Below are 17,204 nucleotides of genomic sequence, written 5' to 3'. Positions count from 1 at the left end.
TGTCCGTAGGCGCCACTGTTTTTCTACCCGTATTCGCCCCAAGGCCTGCCGGCGCATGCCTCGCCGGAGGAACACAGGGAATACGCGCAGACAGGCCCGTAAGTCGCGCAGGATCGCCGGCAGCTGGCGATGACTTTTGTCACCGTGAGCCATGGCCGGCGATCATGTGAGCAGGCAGCGCAACACCGCCTTGCGCCGCCGCACCTTCAGCAACCCGTCCGTCCCGAATTGAGCCCGATGAAATCAGCCCTTGCCTTCAAAGCAACCCCCTTGCCCGCCGCCCTGATCTCCGCTTTGCTGTACTGCGCCGGCGCGCAGGCCGCTGCCCCGGCCCTGCCGGAAGCCATCAAGACGCCGGCCGGACAGGTTCAGACCTTGGAATTGCAGGCCTATGGCGTTCAGATCTATGAATGCATGGCCAACAAGGACGATGCAAGCCGCTTTGAGTGGAGTTTCAAGGGACCGGAGGCCGAGTTGTTCGACGACAGCGGCCGTAGCGTCGGCAAGCATTACGGAGGCCCGAGCTGGGAGTCCAAGGACGGCAGCAAGGTGATCGGCGAAGTGAAGGGACGCGACAACGGGCCCGACGCCAACGCCATCCCCTGGTTGCTGCTGGCCGCCAAGTCGAACAGCGGCACGGGCGTGTTCGCGCAGACCCAGAGCATCCAGCGCATCAGCACCAGCGGCGGCAAGGCTCCGGCCGGCGGCTGCACGCAGGCCCAGGCAGGCCAAGTCGCCCGCATCGCCTACAAGGCGGTCTACCTGTTCAACTCGGCCAAGCCCTGAGTTGAATCGCCGGGTGCGCGAGGCTCATCAGGGCCTCGCGCACCCGGTGGCCGATCAAGGTTTCAGCGGCAGATGCCCGACGCCCAGATTCATCGCGTTGAGCAGATCGCCGTTGTCCTGGCTAAGTTCCCAGGCGAACAGGCCGGCTAGACCGTTCTTGCGCACGTACTCGCCCTTCAACAACACAGCGCGCGGGTCGTCGTAGCCCATCCACAGCTTGTGTTGGGGGTGAAACAAATTCCAGGCCTGCGTCTGGGCATCAAACAGCGGCTTGTAGCCGTTCAGGCCCCGGCCCTTGGGGCCTAAATAGCGGGCGGCGATGTCCCGATAACCGGCCGAACCATCGGCGCCGGGGTAAGCACCCGACTTCGCCGCGCCCGTCACCGGCTTGTCCACCCCCATGAAACCGCGCCCATACATGGCCACGCCCGCCACCATCTTGGCGCGCGGCACGCCGGCGTCGTCGAGGTTTTTGACGGAACGCTCAATGCTGTCATCGGCCTCGGGCGCGGAACTGCGCAGCGTGCTGTGATTGCCTGCCACCGTAGACCAGCTGCCATAGAAGTCATAAGTCATCATGAAGACCAGATCCAGCGCCTCGGCCGCGCGCTTGAAGTTGATGCGTTTGACGACGGCTTGCGTGGTGTTGACGGCGGTGGTCACCAGATAGGGACGGCCGGTCTCGGCGGTGAGCCTATCAAGCGCGCGACGCAAGTCATGCATCAGGTCTGCATAACCCTGACCATCGGCAGCACTGCCGAGCTGCACGCCATTGGAGGCGCCGTTATCGCCGGGGTGTTCCCAGTCAATGTCGATGCCATCAAAGCCTGGGTGATCACGCAGAAACTGAGCCGCCGAGGCGGCGAACACCGCCCGCCGCGCCGGATCATTGGCCAAGTGGAAGAAGCCGTCCGAGCCGCCCCAGCCGCCCACCGAGGCCAACACCTGCACATGCGGCTCGCGCGCCTTCAGCCGGGCAAAGGCGGCATCAAAGCGCTTTTCCACCCCGGCGCTGGTCAGTTGGTAGTCCTGCTTGCCCTCGCACTTGGCGGCATCCTTGGGCAGTTGGCCGGGGCCACACAGGCGCAAGAAGGCGTAGAGCAGATGGGTCACGCTGCCGGGCTGGATGCGGTCAACCACCGCGGTGCTTTCCCACATCGGCACATAGACCCCCACCACCTTGGCGCTGCTGCGCTCAAAGGCCATCGGCTTGGCGCCGAAGAGCATGGCGGAGTCCTTGGGCACGGCTGAGGGGGCGGGTTCAGCCGCCCACGCGGTCGGCATTGCGGGCAGGCCCAGGCTGAGGGCGAGAACAAGGGCTGAGGTCTTCAAACGGCTACTCCTGAAAGATGGCGCTAGCCTATCACCACAAGAGATGCCAATCTGATACCAATTCTCAAGTTCGGCTTAAGACCCGGGCGCAACTCGCCCGAGCTTGACTCAAAGTCAAGGCGCCAAGTCGGCGCGGATCTGCAACTCGCGGCTGCGCTGCCCTTCGGCGTCGCGGCTGCTGATGACGCCGCGCTCGGGCGTGCGGACACTGGCGCCGCTACGCGCCACCGTGACCCATTCACCCAAGGGCGCGGCCACGGTGCTGACGACGGTGGTCTGCGCACTGCCGCCTTGTCCGCCTTGTACGGCTTGCGCATTCATGACGGGGGCCTGGGCCCGCACCTCCAAGCGCACCGGCGCTTGCCCGCCCGGCCACTGGGGCGTGACGGTGAACTCCTGCGTTTGCTCGGCAAAACCACTGCGCGGCACCGCCCAGGCCTTGGCCGCGCCTTGCGTCGGCGGGGCACCACCCGGCTGAGCGTCGATCTGGATGCCGACATCCACCCATTGCATCGGTACTTTTTCGGTGAACTGCACCGAGCCCGGGTGGCCGTTCAGCACCAGCAGGCGCTGCACCCGGCTGGCGCTATCGTCCTGTCGCTGGGTGCTGAGGCTGGCCCCACCTCGCGGCGACACCGAACCGGCCGTGCCCAGCACTACCGCGCCCTCGCGGACCCCGCTCATGACGGCGCCGCTGACTTGGATGTCGACCCAGCGCAACTCGATCAAAAAATTCTTGGCCGGCAAGCCGCTGGCTTTGGTACTCGTCTGCGCCCAGGCCTCACCCGGGCCGCCCCAAGCCAAAGCCAGGCTCAAACCAAGACCGGCCAGAACAGCCCCGCAGGAGCCCGACTTGAAGGGGAGTGTGCTTCGCATAGCGGCCAGCATACGCCCTAGGCCCCTGCCCCGTCACGCTGAATTGACGCCACTTGGGGCGCGCCAAGGCCGCAGCGGCCACAGCAGGTTCAAGGCCAAGCCACTCAGCACCAAGGCGGCGGCAATCAGCTTCCAGGCCGGCAGACTCTCACCCAGCACCAGCGCTGCCGTGCTCATGCCAAACACCGGCACCAGCAAGGCCATCGGCACCACGGTGGCTGGCGCGTGGCGAGCCAATAGCCAACCCCAGGCGGCATAGCCAAACAAGGTGTTGCCGACGGCTTGCCACAAAACGGCGGCCCAGGTCCCTGCATCTGCCCGGGCCAGGCCAGCCGCCATCGCTTGCGGCCCCTCCACCAGCAGCGACAAGAGCAGCAAGGGTGGCACCGCGAACACGCTGGTCCAAACCATATAGGCCAGCATATTGACCCGTCCGGCCCGCTTACCCAAGATATTGGCGCAGGCCCAGCTGAAGGCGGCGACCAGAATCATCAGCAGGCCCAGTGGTGTGGCGCTGCCATCGGTGTGGCTGGCGATCAAGGCGATTCCGCTGGCCGCCAACAGCAGCGCCAACCATTGATAGCCCTGCACGCCCTCTTTGTTCAGGCGCATCGACAGCATCAGCGTGAAAAACACCTGGGTCTGAATCACCAAGGACGCCAGTCCGGGCGAGATCGCCGCATTCGGCCCGCGCATGGCCAAGAATAAAAGTCCAAATTGGCCGACACCGATCAAGAGTCCATACTTGGCCAGATTGCGCCAAGGAAGATCGGGCTTCTTCAAAAAGAAGATCGCCGGCAGCACCGCGAAAGAAAAACGCAGCGTGGCGAACAGCAAGGGCGGCAAGGCATTCAGCCCCAGCCGTATGACGACGAAATTGCTGCCCCATATCGCCACCACGGCCAAGGCGAGCAAGAAATGCTTGAAGGGAAGGCGTGCGCCGTGACTCATGGCCGAAGAACTCATCGCTGATGCTGAAAGGGCGAACGCAGACTAACAGCTTGTTTGATCGGCCGCCGAAGCAAGGTTTGGAAAGCCCCGACAAAGCCACGAGAGTCGGGCGCAGTGCGCCCAAATCGGCAGGCTGCGCCGGTTCTGACCTCAGCCGCAGGCGTCAAGCCGCAGCGCTGTCGCTGTGATGCTGCGGTGCCACGCGCGGGATGAGGAGCCGGAACTGGGCGCCCTGGCCCGGCTCGCTGCTGACGCTGAGGCTGCCACCCAGCACCGCCTGCACAATGTTGTAGCAAATATGCAGACCTAGGCCGCTGCCGCCCTGGCCCAGGCGCGTGGTGAAAAAGGGCTCGAACACATGGTTCAGATGGCGAGCTGCGATGCCCTTGCCGTTGTCGCTGAACAGCAGCTCGACCTGCTCGCCATCCACGGCCCTGACCGCCAGACTCATCTGACCGTTCTTGCGCCCTTCAAAACCATGCAGCATGGCATTGAGGATCAAATTGCTGATCACCTGGCCCAGCGGGCCGGGGTAGCTGTCCATCAGCAGGCCTGCCGGCACGTCCAGACTCAAGCTGTGCTCGGCCTGGCGGATGCGCGCGCCCAAGGTCAGCGCAACCTCGCCACAAAAGCCCTGTAAATCAAAGCAACGCCGCTGCTCGGATGTTTGGTCCGCGGCCACCTGTTTGAAGCTCTGCACCAGCCCAGCAGCTTGCCCCAGGCTGCGCACCAGCAGGTCACCCGAGGTCTCGGTGGCTTCGCAGAAGGCGCTCAGATCAGAGCGCCTGATTTGGCCGCCCTCCACCCGCTGGGCAAACTCGCGGCTGCTGTCGCGCAGCGTGCTGGCAATCAGCACGCTATTGCCGATGGGGGTGTTGAGTTCATGGGCCACGCCGGCCACCAAGGAGCCCAGCGCGGCCAGCTTCTCTTGCTCGACCAGCTTGCGCTGGGAGGCCTCCAGGCTCACATAGGCGCGTGCGTTCTCCAGCGCCACGGCCGCATAAGCCCCCAGTGTGCGCAAGATGTCGAGGTCATGCGCGTCGTAGGCGTCCTCCTGCATGCTCAGCGCCGAGATCACCCCGATCACCTTGCCCTTGATCAGCAAGGGCACATAAATGCCGCTGCGGGGGTCGCGCGGATGCTCTGGGATCACCAAGCGCAGCCCTTGCTGAGACCGCATCTGGCTGTCCACCAGGCGGGTGTCGTGGCTGAAGCTGGAGATCAGCAGTTCGCGCCCCGAGTGCACGCACTGCGCCGACGGCTGCTCGGGCGCATCCAGGCTGCGCTGATAGGCGGCCACCGGCTTGCCGGCCGCGAACACATGGTCAAAGTTCACCGTGCGCGCGCTCCAGTCCACCAACCCGACACCGAACACCTCGGCGTCGATCAACTGCTGCAAGTGATGATGCAGTTTGCCCACAACGGTGGCGATATCCAGGCTGCTGCCGAGCTCTCGCCCCATTTCACTGAGTTCGGCGATATCACTCCGGGCCCGCTCGGTCTGCTCGACCTGGCTTTGCAACTCGCCCTGTTTGTTCAGCAAGTCCTCGGTACGCTTGGCGACCATGCCTTCCAGCCTCAGCCGCGTCTGTCTAAGACTGGCAGTACGCCAACGATAGCCGGCCGCCAGGGCAAGCAAGGCGAGCCCCAAAGCACCCAGCCTGGCCCACCACGTCCCCCACCAAGGGGGCAGCACGAGCACCTCCAGGCTCAGCGCTTGCGCATCGTCACGCCCCCAAGCGCCATCCGGGTTGGCCGCCTTGACGCGCAAGGTGTAGTGGCCAGGATCCAGATTGGTATAGGTGGCCACGTTCTCGCCGGCCTGGCCCTGCACCCAGTCCGGATCAAAGCCCTGCAGTTGCCAGGCATAACGATTCAGCTCATGGCGGTCGAAATGCAAGGCCGAGAACTCGAAGCTAACCATGCTTTCACGGTGACTGAGCCGGATCTTGCGGGCGCTTTGCAACTGCCCCTGCACGCCCAAGTCGGCCAATTGGAGCGCCGGCCTTGATGAGGTCGGCCTGGCCGTGGCCCCCGCCTGCGCGCCCTGATTGGCGCTAGGCGAATTGGCCGCTTGCCCAAGAGGCCGATTGAAGATTCGCAGGCCGGACAGCAGCACGGTCGGCGCTTGCATGTTGTCGCGCAACAAGTCGGGGCGCACGCGCAAGAGGCCATTGCTGCCAAACAGCAGGCTGCCGTCACCGGCGCGGTCCACCGCGCCGAAGCCGAAGCCTGTGCCCACATGGCGGGCGCCGGACGGGAAAATGCGCACCCGCACGGCACGCTCGGGCCCCGTCCACTGCACTTGAATCAAACCAACCTGGCTGCCCAACCACAGTTGGCCGGCGTCGTCCTCCACCGCGACATTCATGCCGCTGCGCGGCAGACCCATGGGCTCCGCCCGAGCCTGCAACTCAAAGCCCGGCCCATCTCGCGACCCGTCTTTAGGCCCTTTCTGCACCAATTGGTAAAGCCCCCGGCCGGTGGCCGCCCAAATGCGCGCGTCACGCGCCTGCAGCAAATGCAACACATCGAGTGGCGACTCGGGTCGCCCCTCGGCGGTCACCACGGGAATGGGCACAAAGCGCTCACGCGACTCATCCCAAAGGTGCAGGCCTTCCTTGCTGCCCGCCCAAATTCGGCCTTGCGCGTCTTGCAGCAAGGTATCAAAGGTCTCGTTGATCAGCCCGCTCCTCGGGTCCGCCACGCGAAAGGCTCGGCGCCGCCCCTGCGGATCAAAGCGGTACAGCCCGGCCGCCGAGCCGGCCCAAAGATTGCCCTGCTTGTCCTGCAAGACGGTGGCAATCGATGCGCCGCGCGGTGAGTCCCATGCCAAGTCCATGCGCTTGAAGCTGCGCGTTTGCGGGTCAAACAGCGTCAAGCCGGTTTCGCCACCCACCCATAGGCGGCCGCGCCCATCGGGAGCCAAGGCCTTGACGATGCGGTCCCCCACTTGTTCGGCCGTGAAGCGCTGCACCTGGCCGGTGGGCAAATGCACGCGGCTCAAGGCCTCCGAAAGACTGCCCACCCAGGCATGCTCGGCACCATCGCTCAGCACCGCCGACCCCGCGTTCGGTGGCAGGCCGTTCGGGTCATTGCTGCGCCGCTGGTAGGCGCTGAATCCGCGCGACTGCAGATCGGTCAAGCTGGCGCCCGAGCCCCATGTTCCCACCCACAGCACACCGCTGCGGTCCTGCAACAAACTGGCCAAGGAGTTGTTGGCCAAACTTTGCGGCCTAGCCAGGTCATTCAAGAATTGCTGCAGGCGCCCACTACGAGCCTGCCACCGCCACAAGCCCTGGTCATAGGCGCAGGCCACCCACATGTCGCCGTCGCTGTCGCGCAGCAGGCTGTAGGGTGTGGCGGTTCGCAAACGCGCCAGCTCGGGCAATTCAATTTCACGCAGGGCCGCCGGGTGTGCAGGGTCATCCCCGACCTGAACTTCCAACACCGCCACGCCCTTGAGCAGCAGCACCCAGAGGCGCTGTTGTGCGTCGAACATCAGATTGCGGCTGATGCGATCAAGCTGGGCCGGTGCGGCGCGGCCGGCCGCAAGGTCCAGCGCTGCGCCTTTGCGGCCGGCCGCATCCACATGCTGGACCTGGGTGCCATGCGAGTACCAAACACCGCCGCGGCCATCACTCAGCAGACTGCGCACCGGGCCGGCATCGCCCGGCTCCACGGCCGTGAAACGACGCTCGCGCCAGTCAAAGATCAGCAAGCGCGCCGCCGTGGCGACCCAGAAACTGCTGTCGTCGCGTGGTGCCATGCCGACCACCCGGCGCCGGTTTTTTGCCAAGTCCTCCGGCAAGGCCAGCCGTTCGATGCTCAAGCTGGCGAGGTCCAGGCGATCCAGCCCGCGGTCAGTCCCCACCCAAAGGGCACCGTTTTGTTCAAACAGGCTGTGCACCGTGGACGCCGACAGGCTATCGGGCTTGACCGGGTCATGGGCGAAAGTCAAAAACTGGCGGCCATCCCAACGGGCCAAGCCCTGTGTAGTGCCCAACCACATCAGGCCCGTGGCATCCTGATGCATGGCCACGACACTGCCATCCGGCAGCCCCTGTTGGCGGCCGACATGGCTGAACAGCAAAGACTGCTCGGCCTGCGCCCACACCAACGCCGGCCACCCCAGGCCCAGCAGGCAGACGAACAAGAGGCCGGCAAACCAATGCCGCCCAGTTTTGCGCATCAAGAGCGAGAGCGAGGGTGTCAATTCAACGCAGCGTCAGGCAGTGAGTTGCGTCAAAGGGTAAACGTTCGGCCGCGTTTAAGCCATAGGGGAAGACAAACCCTCTTGCCCCGGCGCGCCCGAAGTTCGGCGCGCCAGGTCTATGGCACTTCTTCAGTCGACCAAGGTGGTGCCACTCTGGGCCGTGCCGGGCGGTTCGATCAGGATGAAATGCGCCTCTTCACCGTCCGCCACCACGGGCCGATGCTCCACGCCCTTGGGCACGACAAACATCTCACCTGCTTTCAGGTGGACTTGCCGGTCACGCAATTCCAGCATCAAGCGGCCGCTCAACACCAGAAAGAGGTCATCCGATCCTTCATGCTTGTGCCAGGGGTAGCTACCGCGGCCCTTGGCCACCATCACCTCATGGCCATTGAAGTGCGCCACGCTGCGCGGTGACCAGGGGTCGGAGATGGTCGCCAAGGTGGCGTCCAGATTAACGGCTTGCATTGACATGTGGGCCTTGCTGTTTGATTCGATCGGCGGAATGCTCGACTCATCTTGAGGGCACGCCGGCAGGGCTGACCAAAGTCATGCCACCAAGCCCCTGCTTGGCCAAAGTCAGCACGGACGCTTCGCGCCTTAGGGCTGCGGCCGAAACGCGCTGACCGAGAGGGTGTAATGCGAATTGCCGTGCGCATTGAGTTGGCTGAACTCCGGCGTTCGGAACAGGGCCATCACCACCGCGCCGCGGGCCATGCGTTTGATCAGGGTCATGCCGAGCCCCTTACTGCTTGAGTGTCAACTCGTCGTGGATGCTGTGAGCCCCATCGGACGCCCGCGCGATCCGTATCGCCTCGTCTATCTGAGCCTGGGTGTTTAACACCCCAATCAAGCGCACATCACCCTTCAAGGTGATCACCGTGATGTCAAAGCCCTTGAGCGCTTCATCGCTCTGCAGGGCGGTCTTGACATGCTCGGTCACATCGATGTCTGAGACATTGACCGGGCCAGCAGCTGTGGGCGGAAGATCCGGCGCGGCCGCAATGCCGGTCTCCGGCGTCTTGCTGCATGCGCCCAGAGCCAGCGCTGCGGCCACGGCTATTGCGGAGAGGACGAGACTGGATCTTGAGCGAATGCAGTACATGGTGAGCCTTTCTTGGGATCAACTCAGGCCACGCTTGGCCCGAGCCCTGCTACAGCGTGCCAGCAGGCCACGCACGCGTCTGTGCGCTGGCGTACAAGCCGGCCGTCACTTTTTTTAGCTGCGACCAATCCCGCTTTTTGACCGTCTATCCCTGCGCTGCGCCGCTTGGGCGCATGCCGCGGGTCAGCGAGCTGAAGCCCACATAGAGTCGCGCCTTACTTTCCAACACGCTGCGCTCGACTCACCCACCATGAACACCCTCTCGATCTGGCCGCAAGGCGCCTTGAAGAACGCACTCAACCGCAGTGCAGCGGCCTTGCTGCTGAGCGGCCTGAGCCTTGCCTCGATGGCTCAAGCGCCCACGGCCCCGAAGGAGCAGATGATTGATATCGGCGGCCGCAAACTGCATGCCGTCCAAATGGGTCAGGGTGAAGCGACCGTGGTTTTTGAGTCGGGTTTCAGCATGGACCTGAGCGCCTGGCGCCGGGTGGCGCCGCAAGTGGCGTCGCGCGCCAAGGTCTTGGTCTATTCGCGTGCCGGCTATGGCCAGAGCGAGCCCAGCGCGGCCCCGGTCAGCTTGCAGCAAAGCGGCCGCGACCTGTCGGCGCTTTTGCAAGCCACCCAGCTGCCTCCGCCCTATGTGCTGGTCGGCCATTCTTACGGCGCGTTCTTGATCCGCGACTTTGCCAGCCGCCACCCGGAGCAGATCGCCGGCCTGGTGTTCGTGGACCCCGCGCATGAGCGCTACGACCAAGTGCTCAAGCCGCTGGACGCGCAGCGTCTGGCCGCTGAGCAAGCGCAGCTGGAACAAGGTGCGCCGGAAAAGTTCCGCGCCGACCTGCGCTACATCCAAAGCATCATGGACGCGGGCAAGCTGCCGGCCATCGACAACAAGGCTGAAGCCAGCCTGCCCGACGTCCCCGCCGTGGTGCTGACGTCCACCAAGCGCTATGCCAAGCCCGAAGTGCTCTTGCACACGCCGGCCGGCATGGCCGCCTGGCGCCAGCTGCACACCGAGTTCTTCAGCCAATTCAGCAATGGCGCCCATGTGCTGACGCCGGTCAGCGGCCACCACATTCAGTTCGATGAGCCTCAGCTGGTGGTCGCCGCCGTCGATCAAGTAATTCGGCTGGCGCAAGAACAGGCCCAGCGCCGCGCCATCGAAGCCGCCCGCGCCAAGCTCCATCAAGACTTGCAAGCCGCCGCCAGCGCGGCCGATCCGCAAGCGGCCGTGGACCTCGCCATTCGCGCACCTAGCCTCAGTGAAGCTGATGTCAACAATGCCGGCTATGCCATCTTGGGCAATGGCCAAGTGGCGCCGCGCGTGCAGTTGGCCGCATGGGTCTTGCGCGCCAATGCCCGGCTTTACGACAAGTCAGACAACGCCGCTGACAGCCACGGCGAAGTGCTGATGAAGCTCGGCCGCCATGCCGAGGCACAGGCCGAGTTCCGCCGCGCGCTGAGCTTGGGCGAAGCCGCTGGCCGCAGCCCCAGGGTGCTGGACAGCTACCGCAAGCACATGGCTGAGGCGCAGGCGGCGCATGAGACGCAGGCCGCGCAAGCAAAACCTTGATGCGAGCGCGCGCTCACGCCGGTCGATGCGCCGGCGCATTGGCAGTGTCGTGCGTGGCCGCGCTGTAGAAGCGCTGCAGCGATTCGGTCTGCTGCTGCAACTCCGCCAAGTCGGCGCGCAACTGGCTGGCCAACTCGGCATCGTCCAACTTGGCCAGATGGCGTTGCAAGCGTCGCTGGGTGGTCTGTATCTCGGACAAGCGGTGCCCCACTTGGTCGATCAGCGCGCCGCGCGGCACCGGCTTGGGAGCTTGACGCAGCTTTTGCACGTAACGCAGCACAAACTCGATGGTGGTCCAACTCAGGTTGTCAAAGATGCCGAAAGGCTCGACACCGGCATAGTGGTTGTTCACCGTCACCATCACATAGGCGATGTCGTCGGCCCAACTCGACACGCAGAGCATGCCGCCATAAGGCGCATCGTCCTGATCTAACAAGGTGCCATCGGCGCTATAGGCCAGCATCTGCGGCCAGTTGTGGATGGGCTTGCCCTGGTCCTCATGGTGGATGCGGTAATCGCTTTGAATCTGCACCGCGCAGGCCGGCCTCTCGAAGTTGATGCGTACGGCATAGCGGTTCGTCATCAACTGAGACAAGCTAGAACCACCGCCATAGCCGACATTCAGGCTGTTGGGCTGCGAGGTCGAGAAGCGAAACTGCGGCGAGGCGCTGTCGTGAACCGCAAACACATGCGGCACTTCCCAGCTGGTGGGGTCGCTGTAGACGGGCCGAGGCTCCATGGGCTCGAAGCCCGAGACTTGGGTGGCCCAGTCGTAGGTGTGTAAGCAAGGCAGAAACTCCACCCCCTGGTCGGCCTTGTACAAGGTGTCGATGACCATGCTGGCGGCGCTGCTGGTGCTCACGAAGGGCTCGTCGAAGCTGATCTGATGCACCACTTTCTTGCGCATCGGGAAATGGCCCTTGCGAAAGCGTGTCAGCGCGTCATTGAAACTGCCGTCCAGCAGGTGCTTGAAGTCAATGGGCCCGCTCTTGGGCAGTTCCAAGATTTCGATGAGTCGCTGAATTTCGTCTCGTTCCATCATGAAGCTCCCGCAAGGTGGGTACCCATCACGACCGCGATGGGCAGCAGCCAATGCTAGGCCTGAGGCTGAGCGCGTGTTTGAGCTACATCAGCCTTGGAGCAATGAAATCAACCGTTAGGGTGCACACCGAAGCGAGTCCTTGCTGAACCGCCAGAGTTCCGCTTCCGCCAATTAACGGCCTGGGCAAATCAAGCCGGGGATCGCACGAGACGGACGGCCAGTTTGCTGAGCTTGTCGACGTCAGCACGGGCCTCGCCCGTGGTCATCTGCACGGCCCAGCCATATCGAACAGACAAGCGATTGGCGTTTTCGTTGGTTCGACCTCGGGCGATATTGGCGTAGTCGTACTGGTTGACTTGCGCGGTGTCAATGCTGGCGGTGACCGACCAGTACCAGCCCACCGGTGCGGCAGGAAAGAGCACGCCCCCCGACCCGGCTCGCCCACCGGTCTGGCTGACCAGTCGCTTCAACTCCGCCACTCGAGGCAAGCGCCAACTCTGCCCGTCCGCCTTGGCGATGCCACTGGCCCAGGCCACAGCCTCGGCGCGCGTCATCAAAATGGGCGCACCCGCGCAGGTCTTGCCATTCCACGTCATGCCGGCCGCGCAGCGTTGCCAGACCTGCTGAGTGCCGCTGTCGAGCACGTTGCGGCCATCTGCCGACGGCACCCAGGTGGCGGGCGCTTCGGGCGGGGCTGCCCAGGCTGCAGGACTCGCCCAAACAGCGATTGCTGCTACTGCAACTCCGACAGCGCTCATCCAAGATGGGTTTAGGAGTTCCATGGGCGGACGGCAAAAAGCCAAGAAAGTGAACTTCAAATGTACGGCTTGATGCCCAAAAGGGCACGCTGACAGCCCAAGCTCCGGATCACCGAGTAGCCCGGGCCGGCCGAGGCACAGATAACCCTTACCCGCCTCCCAGATGGGCCAGCGGCACACCTCCGCCGGCTTTGACCTCACCGAGCGAAAAACTGGTGTGCACATCTTTGACGTTAGGTAGATTGAGCAGCACATCGATGGTGAAGCGACTGAAGGCATCCAGGTCGGTCGCCAGGACCTGCAACTCAAAGGTGCCGGCGCCCGATATGTAGTGGCAGCTGATGACCTCGGGCAGCGCGCGGATCGCGTCTTCCAGCGGCTTGGTGGAGGCGCCGTTGTTGCGGTCGGCGTCCACGCGCACAAAGGCCAAGACGCCGAGGCCGACCTTGCGGCGGTCGATCTCGGCGCGGTAGCCGGTGATGAAACCCTGCTCCTCCAGCCAACGCACCCGGCGCCAGGTGGGCGCGGTGGACAGGCCAATGCGGGCAGACAGCTCGGCATTGGACAGGCGCGCATCGCGCTGCAACTCGCCGAGGATGGCGATGTGATAGCGGTCCAGTCCTACGCCGGAGCCCGCGCCGAGTTCGGCGTCCTCCAGTTCTGGCGCCTCAGCGCCAGGCGCTGCGCGGCCCGCAGGGGCTTTGCTGGAAGTGCTGGTTTTGGCCATGAACTGTCTCCTGCTTTGCTGCGAAGCAATGAATGCAGATGCAAATCGCATCGCATTTTCTGTATAGAAGAAACATTATTGCCCCACGCATGCAAAAACAACAGCAAAGAGAAAGCACCTGCGGGCAAGCTTTGCCTACACTCCCATGCCCGGTAATACTGCCGATATTGACGGGGGCGGCGCCGCCACAAGCAGCGAACAGCCCACCCGGATCCCCCAAGAGACAAAAGAGCGACACCACCATGAATGCACCTTTGCCCGACCACATCCTGCGCGCGCTAGAAAAAGTGACGCTGGACGACAAATACGCGCTGGACAGCGGTCGCGCGTTCATGAGCGGGGTGCAGGCCCTCGTGCGACTGCCGATGTTGCAGCGCACCCGTGACGCCATCGCCGGCCTCAACACCGCCGGCTTTGTGTCGGGCTACCGGGGTTCGCCACTGGGCGGCTATGACCAGGCGCTGCAAGCCGCCAAGAAGCATCTGGCCAAGCAAAACATCGTTTTCCAGCCGGGCGTCAATGAAGAACTGGGCGCCACCGCCGTCTGGGGCACGCAGCAGCTGGCACTCTTCCCTGAAAAGGCCAAGTACGACGGCGTGTTCGGCATTTGGTACGGCAAGGGCCCGGGTGTGGACCGCAGCATTGACGTGTTCAAACACGCCAATATGGCCGGCACCTCCAAGCATGGCGGCGTGATCGCGGTGGCCGGCGACGACCACATCGCCAAGAGCTCCACCGCCGCGCACCAGAGCGACCACGTCTTCAAGGCGGCCGGCTTCCCGGTGTTCTTCCCCAGCAGCGTGCAAGACATTCTGGACATGGGCTTGCACGCCTTTGCCATGAGCCGCTTCTCGGGCCTGTGGTCTGGCATGAAGACGATTCAAGAAATCGTCGAGTCCTCTGCCTCGGTCAGCGTGGACCCGGACCGCGTCAAGATCATATTGCCGGAAGACTTCCCGATGCCGGCCGGCGGCCTGCACATTCGCTGGCCCGATCCACCGCTGGATCAAGAAGCCCGCATGATGGACCACAAGTGGTATGCCGCCCTGGCCTATGTGCGCGCCAACAAGCTGAACTACAACGTCATTGAGACCAAGCAGGACCGCTTCGGCCTGATCGCCTCCGGCAAGGCCTACAACGACACCCGCCAGGCCCTGCACGACCTGGGTCTGGACGATGACACCTGCCGCCGCCTGGGCATTCGCCTGCACAAGGTCAATGTGGTGTGGCCGCTGGAAGCGACCATCACCCGCGACTTTGCCGACGGCCTGCAAGAGATCTTGGTCGTTGAAGAGAAGCGCCAGGTCATTGAGTACCAGATCAAGGAACAGCTCTACAACTGGCGCCCCGATGTACGCCCGCATGTGCTGGGCAAGTTTGACGACGACGCCGACAGCGGTGCGCTGGGCGGCGAATGGGGCATGGCCAACCCGAGCAAGAACTGGCTGCTGCGCCCGCAGGCCGACCTGACCCCGGCCATCATCGCCCGCGCGATTGCCAAGCGCTTGAAAAAGCTGGGCGTGGACGCCGATGTGGCCGCCCGCCTGGACGCCCGCGTCGCCATCATCGACGCCAAAGAAGCCTCGCTCAAGAACGAAGAGAAAACCGCCGGCGGCGCCGACCGCACGCCCTGGTTCTGCAGCGGCTGCCCACACAACACCTCCACCCGCGTGCCCGAAGGCTCGCGCGCCGTGGGCGGCATCGGCTGCCACTACATGGTCACCTGGATGCCCGGCCGCAACACCGCCACCTTCACGCAAATGGGAGGCGAGGGCGTGCCATGGGTGGGCCAGGCCGCCTTCACCAACGAGAAGCACATCTTCTCCAATCTGGGTGACGGCACTTACTTCCACAGCGGCATCTTGGCGATTCGCCAGAGCATCGCCGCCGGCGTCAACATCACTTACAAGATCCTTTACAACGACGCGGTCGCCATGACCGGCGGCCAACAAGTGGGCGAGCGCGCCGAAGGCCACACGGTCTTGCAGATCATGCAAAGCGTGACGTCGGAGGGCGTGGCCAAGCTGGTCATCGTCACCGATGAGCCGGCCAAGTACGAGGGCGTGAACCTGCTGCCCGGCGTCACCGTGCATCACCGCGATGAGCTCGACGCCATCCAGCGCGAGTTCCGTGAGATCCCCGGCACCACCGCCATCATTTACGACCAGACTTGCGCCACCGAGAAGCGCCGCCGCCGCAAGCGGGGCAAGATGGTGGACCCCGCCAAGCGCGTGGTCATCAATGAGCTGGTCTGCGAAGGCTGCGGCGACTGCTCGATCCAGTCGAACTGCCTGTCCATCGAACCGCTGGAGACCCCGTTTGGCCGCAAGCGCCAGATCAACCAGAACACCTGCAACAAGGACTATTCCTGCGTCAAGGGTTTCTGCCCCAGCTTCGTCACCGTGGAAGGTGGCGAGCTGAAGAAGCCCAAGAAGGACAAGCGTCTCAGCCCCTTTGATGCCACGCTGGGCACCCTGCCCCAGCCACTGATTCCTAACCCCGAGAAAGCCTGGGGCATTGTGGTCGGCGGCGTCGGCGGCACCGGCGTCATCACCATCGGCCAGTTGCTGGGCATGGCGGCCCATCTGGAAGGCAAGGGCGTGATCACCCAAGACGCGGCCGGTTTGGCGCAAAAGGGCGGCAGCACCTGGAGCCATATCCAGATCGCCAATAGTGAAGCCGCCATCCACTGCACCAAGGTCGGCACCGCCGAGGCTGACCTGGTGATCGCCTGTGACTCCATCGTGGCTGCCAACAAGACCACGCTGGCGGTGATGCGCGAAGGCCGCACCTTTGTGGCGCTGAACACCCATGGCTCGCCGACCGCTTCACTGGTCAACGATGCCAACTGGAGCTTCCCCGGCGCCGCCTGCGAAAGCGCCGTGGCCGCCGCCGTCGGCAAAGACGGCGTGGGCATGTTTGACGCCGAAGAAGTGGCCGTCAAGCTGGTGGGCGACTCGCTCTACACGAACCCGCTGATGCTGGGCTACGCCTGGCAGCAGGGGCGCGTGCCGCTGAGCTATGCCGCACTGATGCGCGCCATCGAGCTGAACAATGTGCAGGTCGAGAACAACAGACAAGCCTTCGAGTGGGGCCGTCGCTGCGCCCATAACTTGGCGGCTGTGCAGGCTTTGTTTGCTGCGACGCAAGTGATCCAGATCGTCAAGCGCGAGAGCCTGGACGAGATCCTGTCCAAGCGCGTTGACTTCCTGGTCGACTACCAAGACAGTGCCTACGCCGAGACCTACAAGGCCTTTGTCGAGAAGGTGCGCGCCGCTGAAAGCTCGCTGGGCAGCAGCAAGCTGAGCGAGGCCGTGGCCCGCTATCTGTTCAAGCTGATGGCCTACAAGGACGAGTACGAAGTCGCCCGCCTGCACACCGACCAGAAGTTCCTCGACAAGGTGGCCGCGCAGTTCGACGGCGACTACAAGCTGGTGCACCACCTGGCCCCGCCGCTCTTGGCCAAGAAGAACGCCAAGGGCGAGTTGGTCAAGCAGCAAATGGGCGCCTGGATTCGCCCGGCCTTTGGTCTGCTGGCCGGCCTGAAAGGCCTGCGCGGCGGCAGCTTTGACATCTTCGGCTACACCGCCGAGCGCAAGATGGAACGCGCGCTGATCACCGAGTACCGCGCCAGCATCGAAGCCATCCTGGCCAAGGGCTTGAGCGCCGAGCGCCTGAATCTGGCCGTGGACATCGCCCGCATCCCCGAAGAAATTCGCGGTTACGGTCACGTCAAGGAGCGCCATGTGCACGCCGCCCGCGCCAAGTGGGATGGTTTGATGAGCCAGTGGAAGGCACTGGTTTGATACCGGCCCATCCCTGAGCCCAAGCCCGCAGC

The 17,204-nt window shown here is 64.1% G+C and carries 13 protein-coding genes; 3 read left to right on the top strand and 10 right to left on the bottom strand.

Going from position 1 to position 17,204, the window contains the following annotated elements:
- The first annotated feature begins 237 nt into the window (after positions 1-237).
- Entirely contained in the window at positions 238-786 is a 549-nt protein-coding gene (locus WG899_RS17150) for a DUF3455 domain-containing protein (protein WP_339596870.1), read from the top strand.
- A gap of 54 nt (positions 787-840) precedes the next feature.
- Here WG899_RS17150 and WG899_RS17145 read toward each other — a convergent pair whose 3' ends face one another.
- The 7 genes from WG899_RS17145 to WG899_RS17115 all read right to left on the bottom strand — a co-directional run bounded on the left by WG899_RS17145 (position 841) and on the right by WG899_RS17115 (position 9,218).
- On the bottom strand, positions 841-2,118 hold the full coding sequence (locus WG899_RS17145) for a glycoside hydrolase family 18 protein (protein WP_339596869.1): 1,278 nt from the start codon (positions 2,116-2,118) through the stop codon (positions 841-843).
- A gap of 114 nt (positions 2,119-2,232) precedes the next feature.
- A complete protein-coding gene (locus WG899_RS17140; protein WP_339596868.1) occupies positions 2,233-2,994 on the bottom strand; it encodes a hypothetical protein in 762 nt (253 codons plus the stop codon).
- Between the two features lie 33 nt (positions 2,995-3,027).
- Complete coding sequence (locus WG899_RS17135) at positions 3,028-3,960, bottom strand: EamA family transporter (RefSeq protein ID WP_339596867.1); 933 nt, start codon at positions 3,958-3,960, stop codon at positions 3,028-3,030.
- A 148-nt stretch (positions 3,961-4,108) separates the two neighbouring features.
- On the bottom strand, positions 4,109-8,137 hold the full coding sequence (locus WG899_RS17130) for a two-component regulator propeller domain-containing protein (protein WP_339596940.1): 4,029 nt from the start codon (positions 8,135-8,137) through the stop codon (positions 4,109-4,111).
- Positions 8,138-8,290: 153 nt separating this feature from the next.
- Complete coding sequence (locus WG899_RS17125) at positions 8,291-8,635, bottom strand: cupin domain-containing protein (protein WP_339596866.1); 345 nt, start codon at positions 8,633-8,635, stop codon at positions 8,291-8,293.
- A 126-nt stretch (positions 8,636-8,761) separates the two neighbouring features.
- A complete protein-coding gene (locus WG899_RS17120; protein WP_339596865.1) occupies positions 8,762-8,896 on the bottom strand; it encodes a hypothetical protein in 135 nt (44 codons plus the stop codon).
- Positions 8,897-8,906: 10 nt separating this feature from the next.
- On the bottom strand, positions 8,907-9,218 hold the full coding sequence (locus WG899_RS17115) for a BON domain-containing protein (RefSeq protein ID WP_339596864.1): 312 nt from the start codon (positions 9,216-9,218) through the stop codon (positions 8,907-8,909).
- Between the two features lie 298 nt (positions 9,219-9,516).
- On the opposite strand from WG899_RS17115, the gene WG899_RS17110 reads away from it, so the two are divergent.
- Positions 9,517-10,839 carry an alpha/beta fold hydrolase gene (locus WG899_RS17110; RefSeq protein WP_339596863.1) on the top strand — a complete coding sequence of 441 codons (1,323 nt, stop codon included), beginning with the start codon at positions 9,517-9,519 and terminating at the stop codon, positions 10,837-10,839.
- 13 nt (positions 10,840-10,852) lie between these two features.
- Here WG899_RS17110 and WG899_RS17105 read toward each other — a convergent pair whose 3' ends face one another.
- The 3 genes from WG899_RS17105 to WG899_RS17095 all read right to left on the bottom strand — a co-directional run bounded on the left by WG899_RS17105 (position 10,853) and on the right by WG899_RS17095 (position 13,366).
- Positions 10,853-11,878: a hypothetical protein gene (locus tag WG899_RS17105; RefSeq protein ID WP_339596862.1), complete on the bottom strand. Its 1,026-nt coding sequence runs from the start codon at positions 11,876-11,878 to the stop codon at positions 10,853-10,855.
- Positions 11,879-12,069: 191 nt separating this feature from the next.
- Positions 12,070-12,639 (bottom strand): Lcl C-terminal domain-containing protein, encoded by a 570-nt coding sequence (locus WG899_RS17100; RefSeq protein ID WP_339596861.1) that lies wholly within the window; start codon positions 12,637-12,639, stop codon positions 12,070-12,072.
- Positions 12,640-12,787: 148 nt separating this feature from the next.
- Entirely contained in the window at positions 12,788-13,366 is a 579-nt protein-coding gene (locus tag WG899_RS17095; protein WP_339596860.1) for an Lrp/AsnC family transcriptional regulator, read from the bottom strand.
- 242 nt (positions 13,367-13,608) lie between these two features.
- On the opposite strand from WG899_RS17095, the gene WG899_RS17090 reads away from it, so the two are divergent.
- Positions 13,609-17,172, top strand: coding sequence for an indolepyruvate ferredoxin oxidoreductase family protein (locus WG899_RS17090; RefSeq protein ID WP_339596859.1), 3,564 nt, complete (start codon positions 13,609-13,611; stop codon positions 17,170-17,172).
- Positions 17,173-17,204 lie beyond the last annotated feature (32 nt).

Source organism: Paucibacter hankyongi, from assembly GCF_037482915.1.
GTDB classification, from domain to species: Bacteria; Pseudomonadota; Gammaproteobacteria; order Burkholderiales; family Burkholderiaceae_C; genus Paucibacter_A; species Paucibacter_A hankyongi.
The sequence above is the reverse complement of the archived record's forward strand: the minus strand, read 5'-3'. Positions and strand labels throughout refer to the sequence as shown.

Coding starts and splice junctions, on each gene's coding strand:
- WG899_RS17110 (WP_339596863.1), top strand. CDS start 9,517: ATGAACACCCTCTCGATCTGGCCGCAAGGCGCCTTGAAGAACGCACTC.
- WG899_RS17140 (WP_339596868.1), bottom strand. CDS start 2,994: ATGCGAAGCACACTCCCCTTCAAGTCGGGCTCCTGCGGGGCTGTTCTG.
- WG899_RS17095 (WP_339596860.1), bottom strand. CDS start 13,366: ATGGCCAAAACCAGCACTTCCAGCAAAGCCCCTGCGGGCCGCGCAGCG.
- WG899_RS17125 (WP_339596866.1), bottom strand. CDS start 8,635: ATGTCAATGCAAGCCGTTAATCTGGACGCCACCTTGGCGACCATCTCC.
- WG899_RS17120 (WP_339596865.1), bottom strand. CDS start 8,896: ATGACCCTGATCAAACGCATGGCCCGCGGCGCGGTGGTGATGGCCCTG.
- WG899_RS17135 (WP_339596867.1), bottom strand. CDS start 3,960: ATGAGTTCTTCGGCCATGAGTCACGGCGCACGCCTTCCCTTCAAGCAT.
- WG899_RS17150 (WP_339596870.1), top strand. CDS start 238: ATGAAATCAGCCCTTGCCTTCAAAGCAACCCCCTTGCCCGCCGCCCTG.
- WG899_RS17100 (WP_339596861.1), bottom strand. CDS start 12,639: ATGAGCGCTGTCGGAGTTGCAGTAGCAGCAATCGCTGTTTGGGCGAGT.
- WG899_RS17105 (WP_339596862.1), bottom strand. CDS start 11,878: ATGGAACGAGACGAAATTCAGCGACTCATCGAAATCTTGGAACTGCCC.
- WG899_RS17130 (WP_339596940.1), bottom strand. CDS start 8,137: ATGCGCAAAACTGGGCGGCATTGGTTTGCCGGCCTCTTGTTCGTCTGC.
- WG899_RS17090 (WP_339596859.1), top strand. CDS start 13,609: ATGAATGCACCTTTGCCCGACCACATCCTGCGCGCGCTAGAAAAAGTG.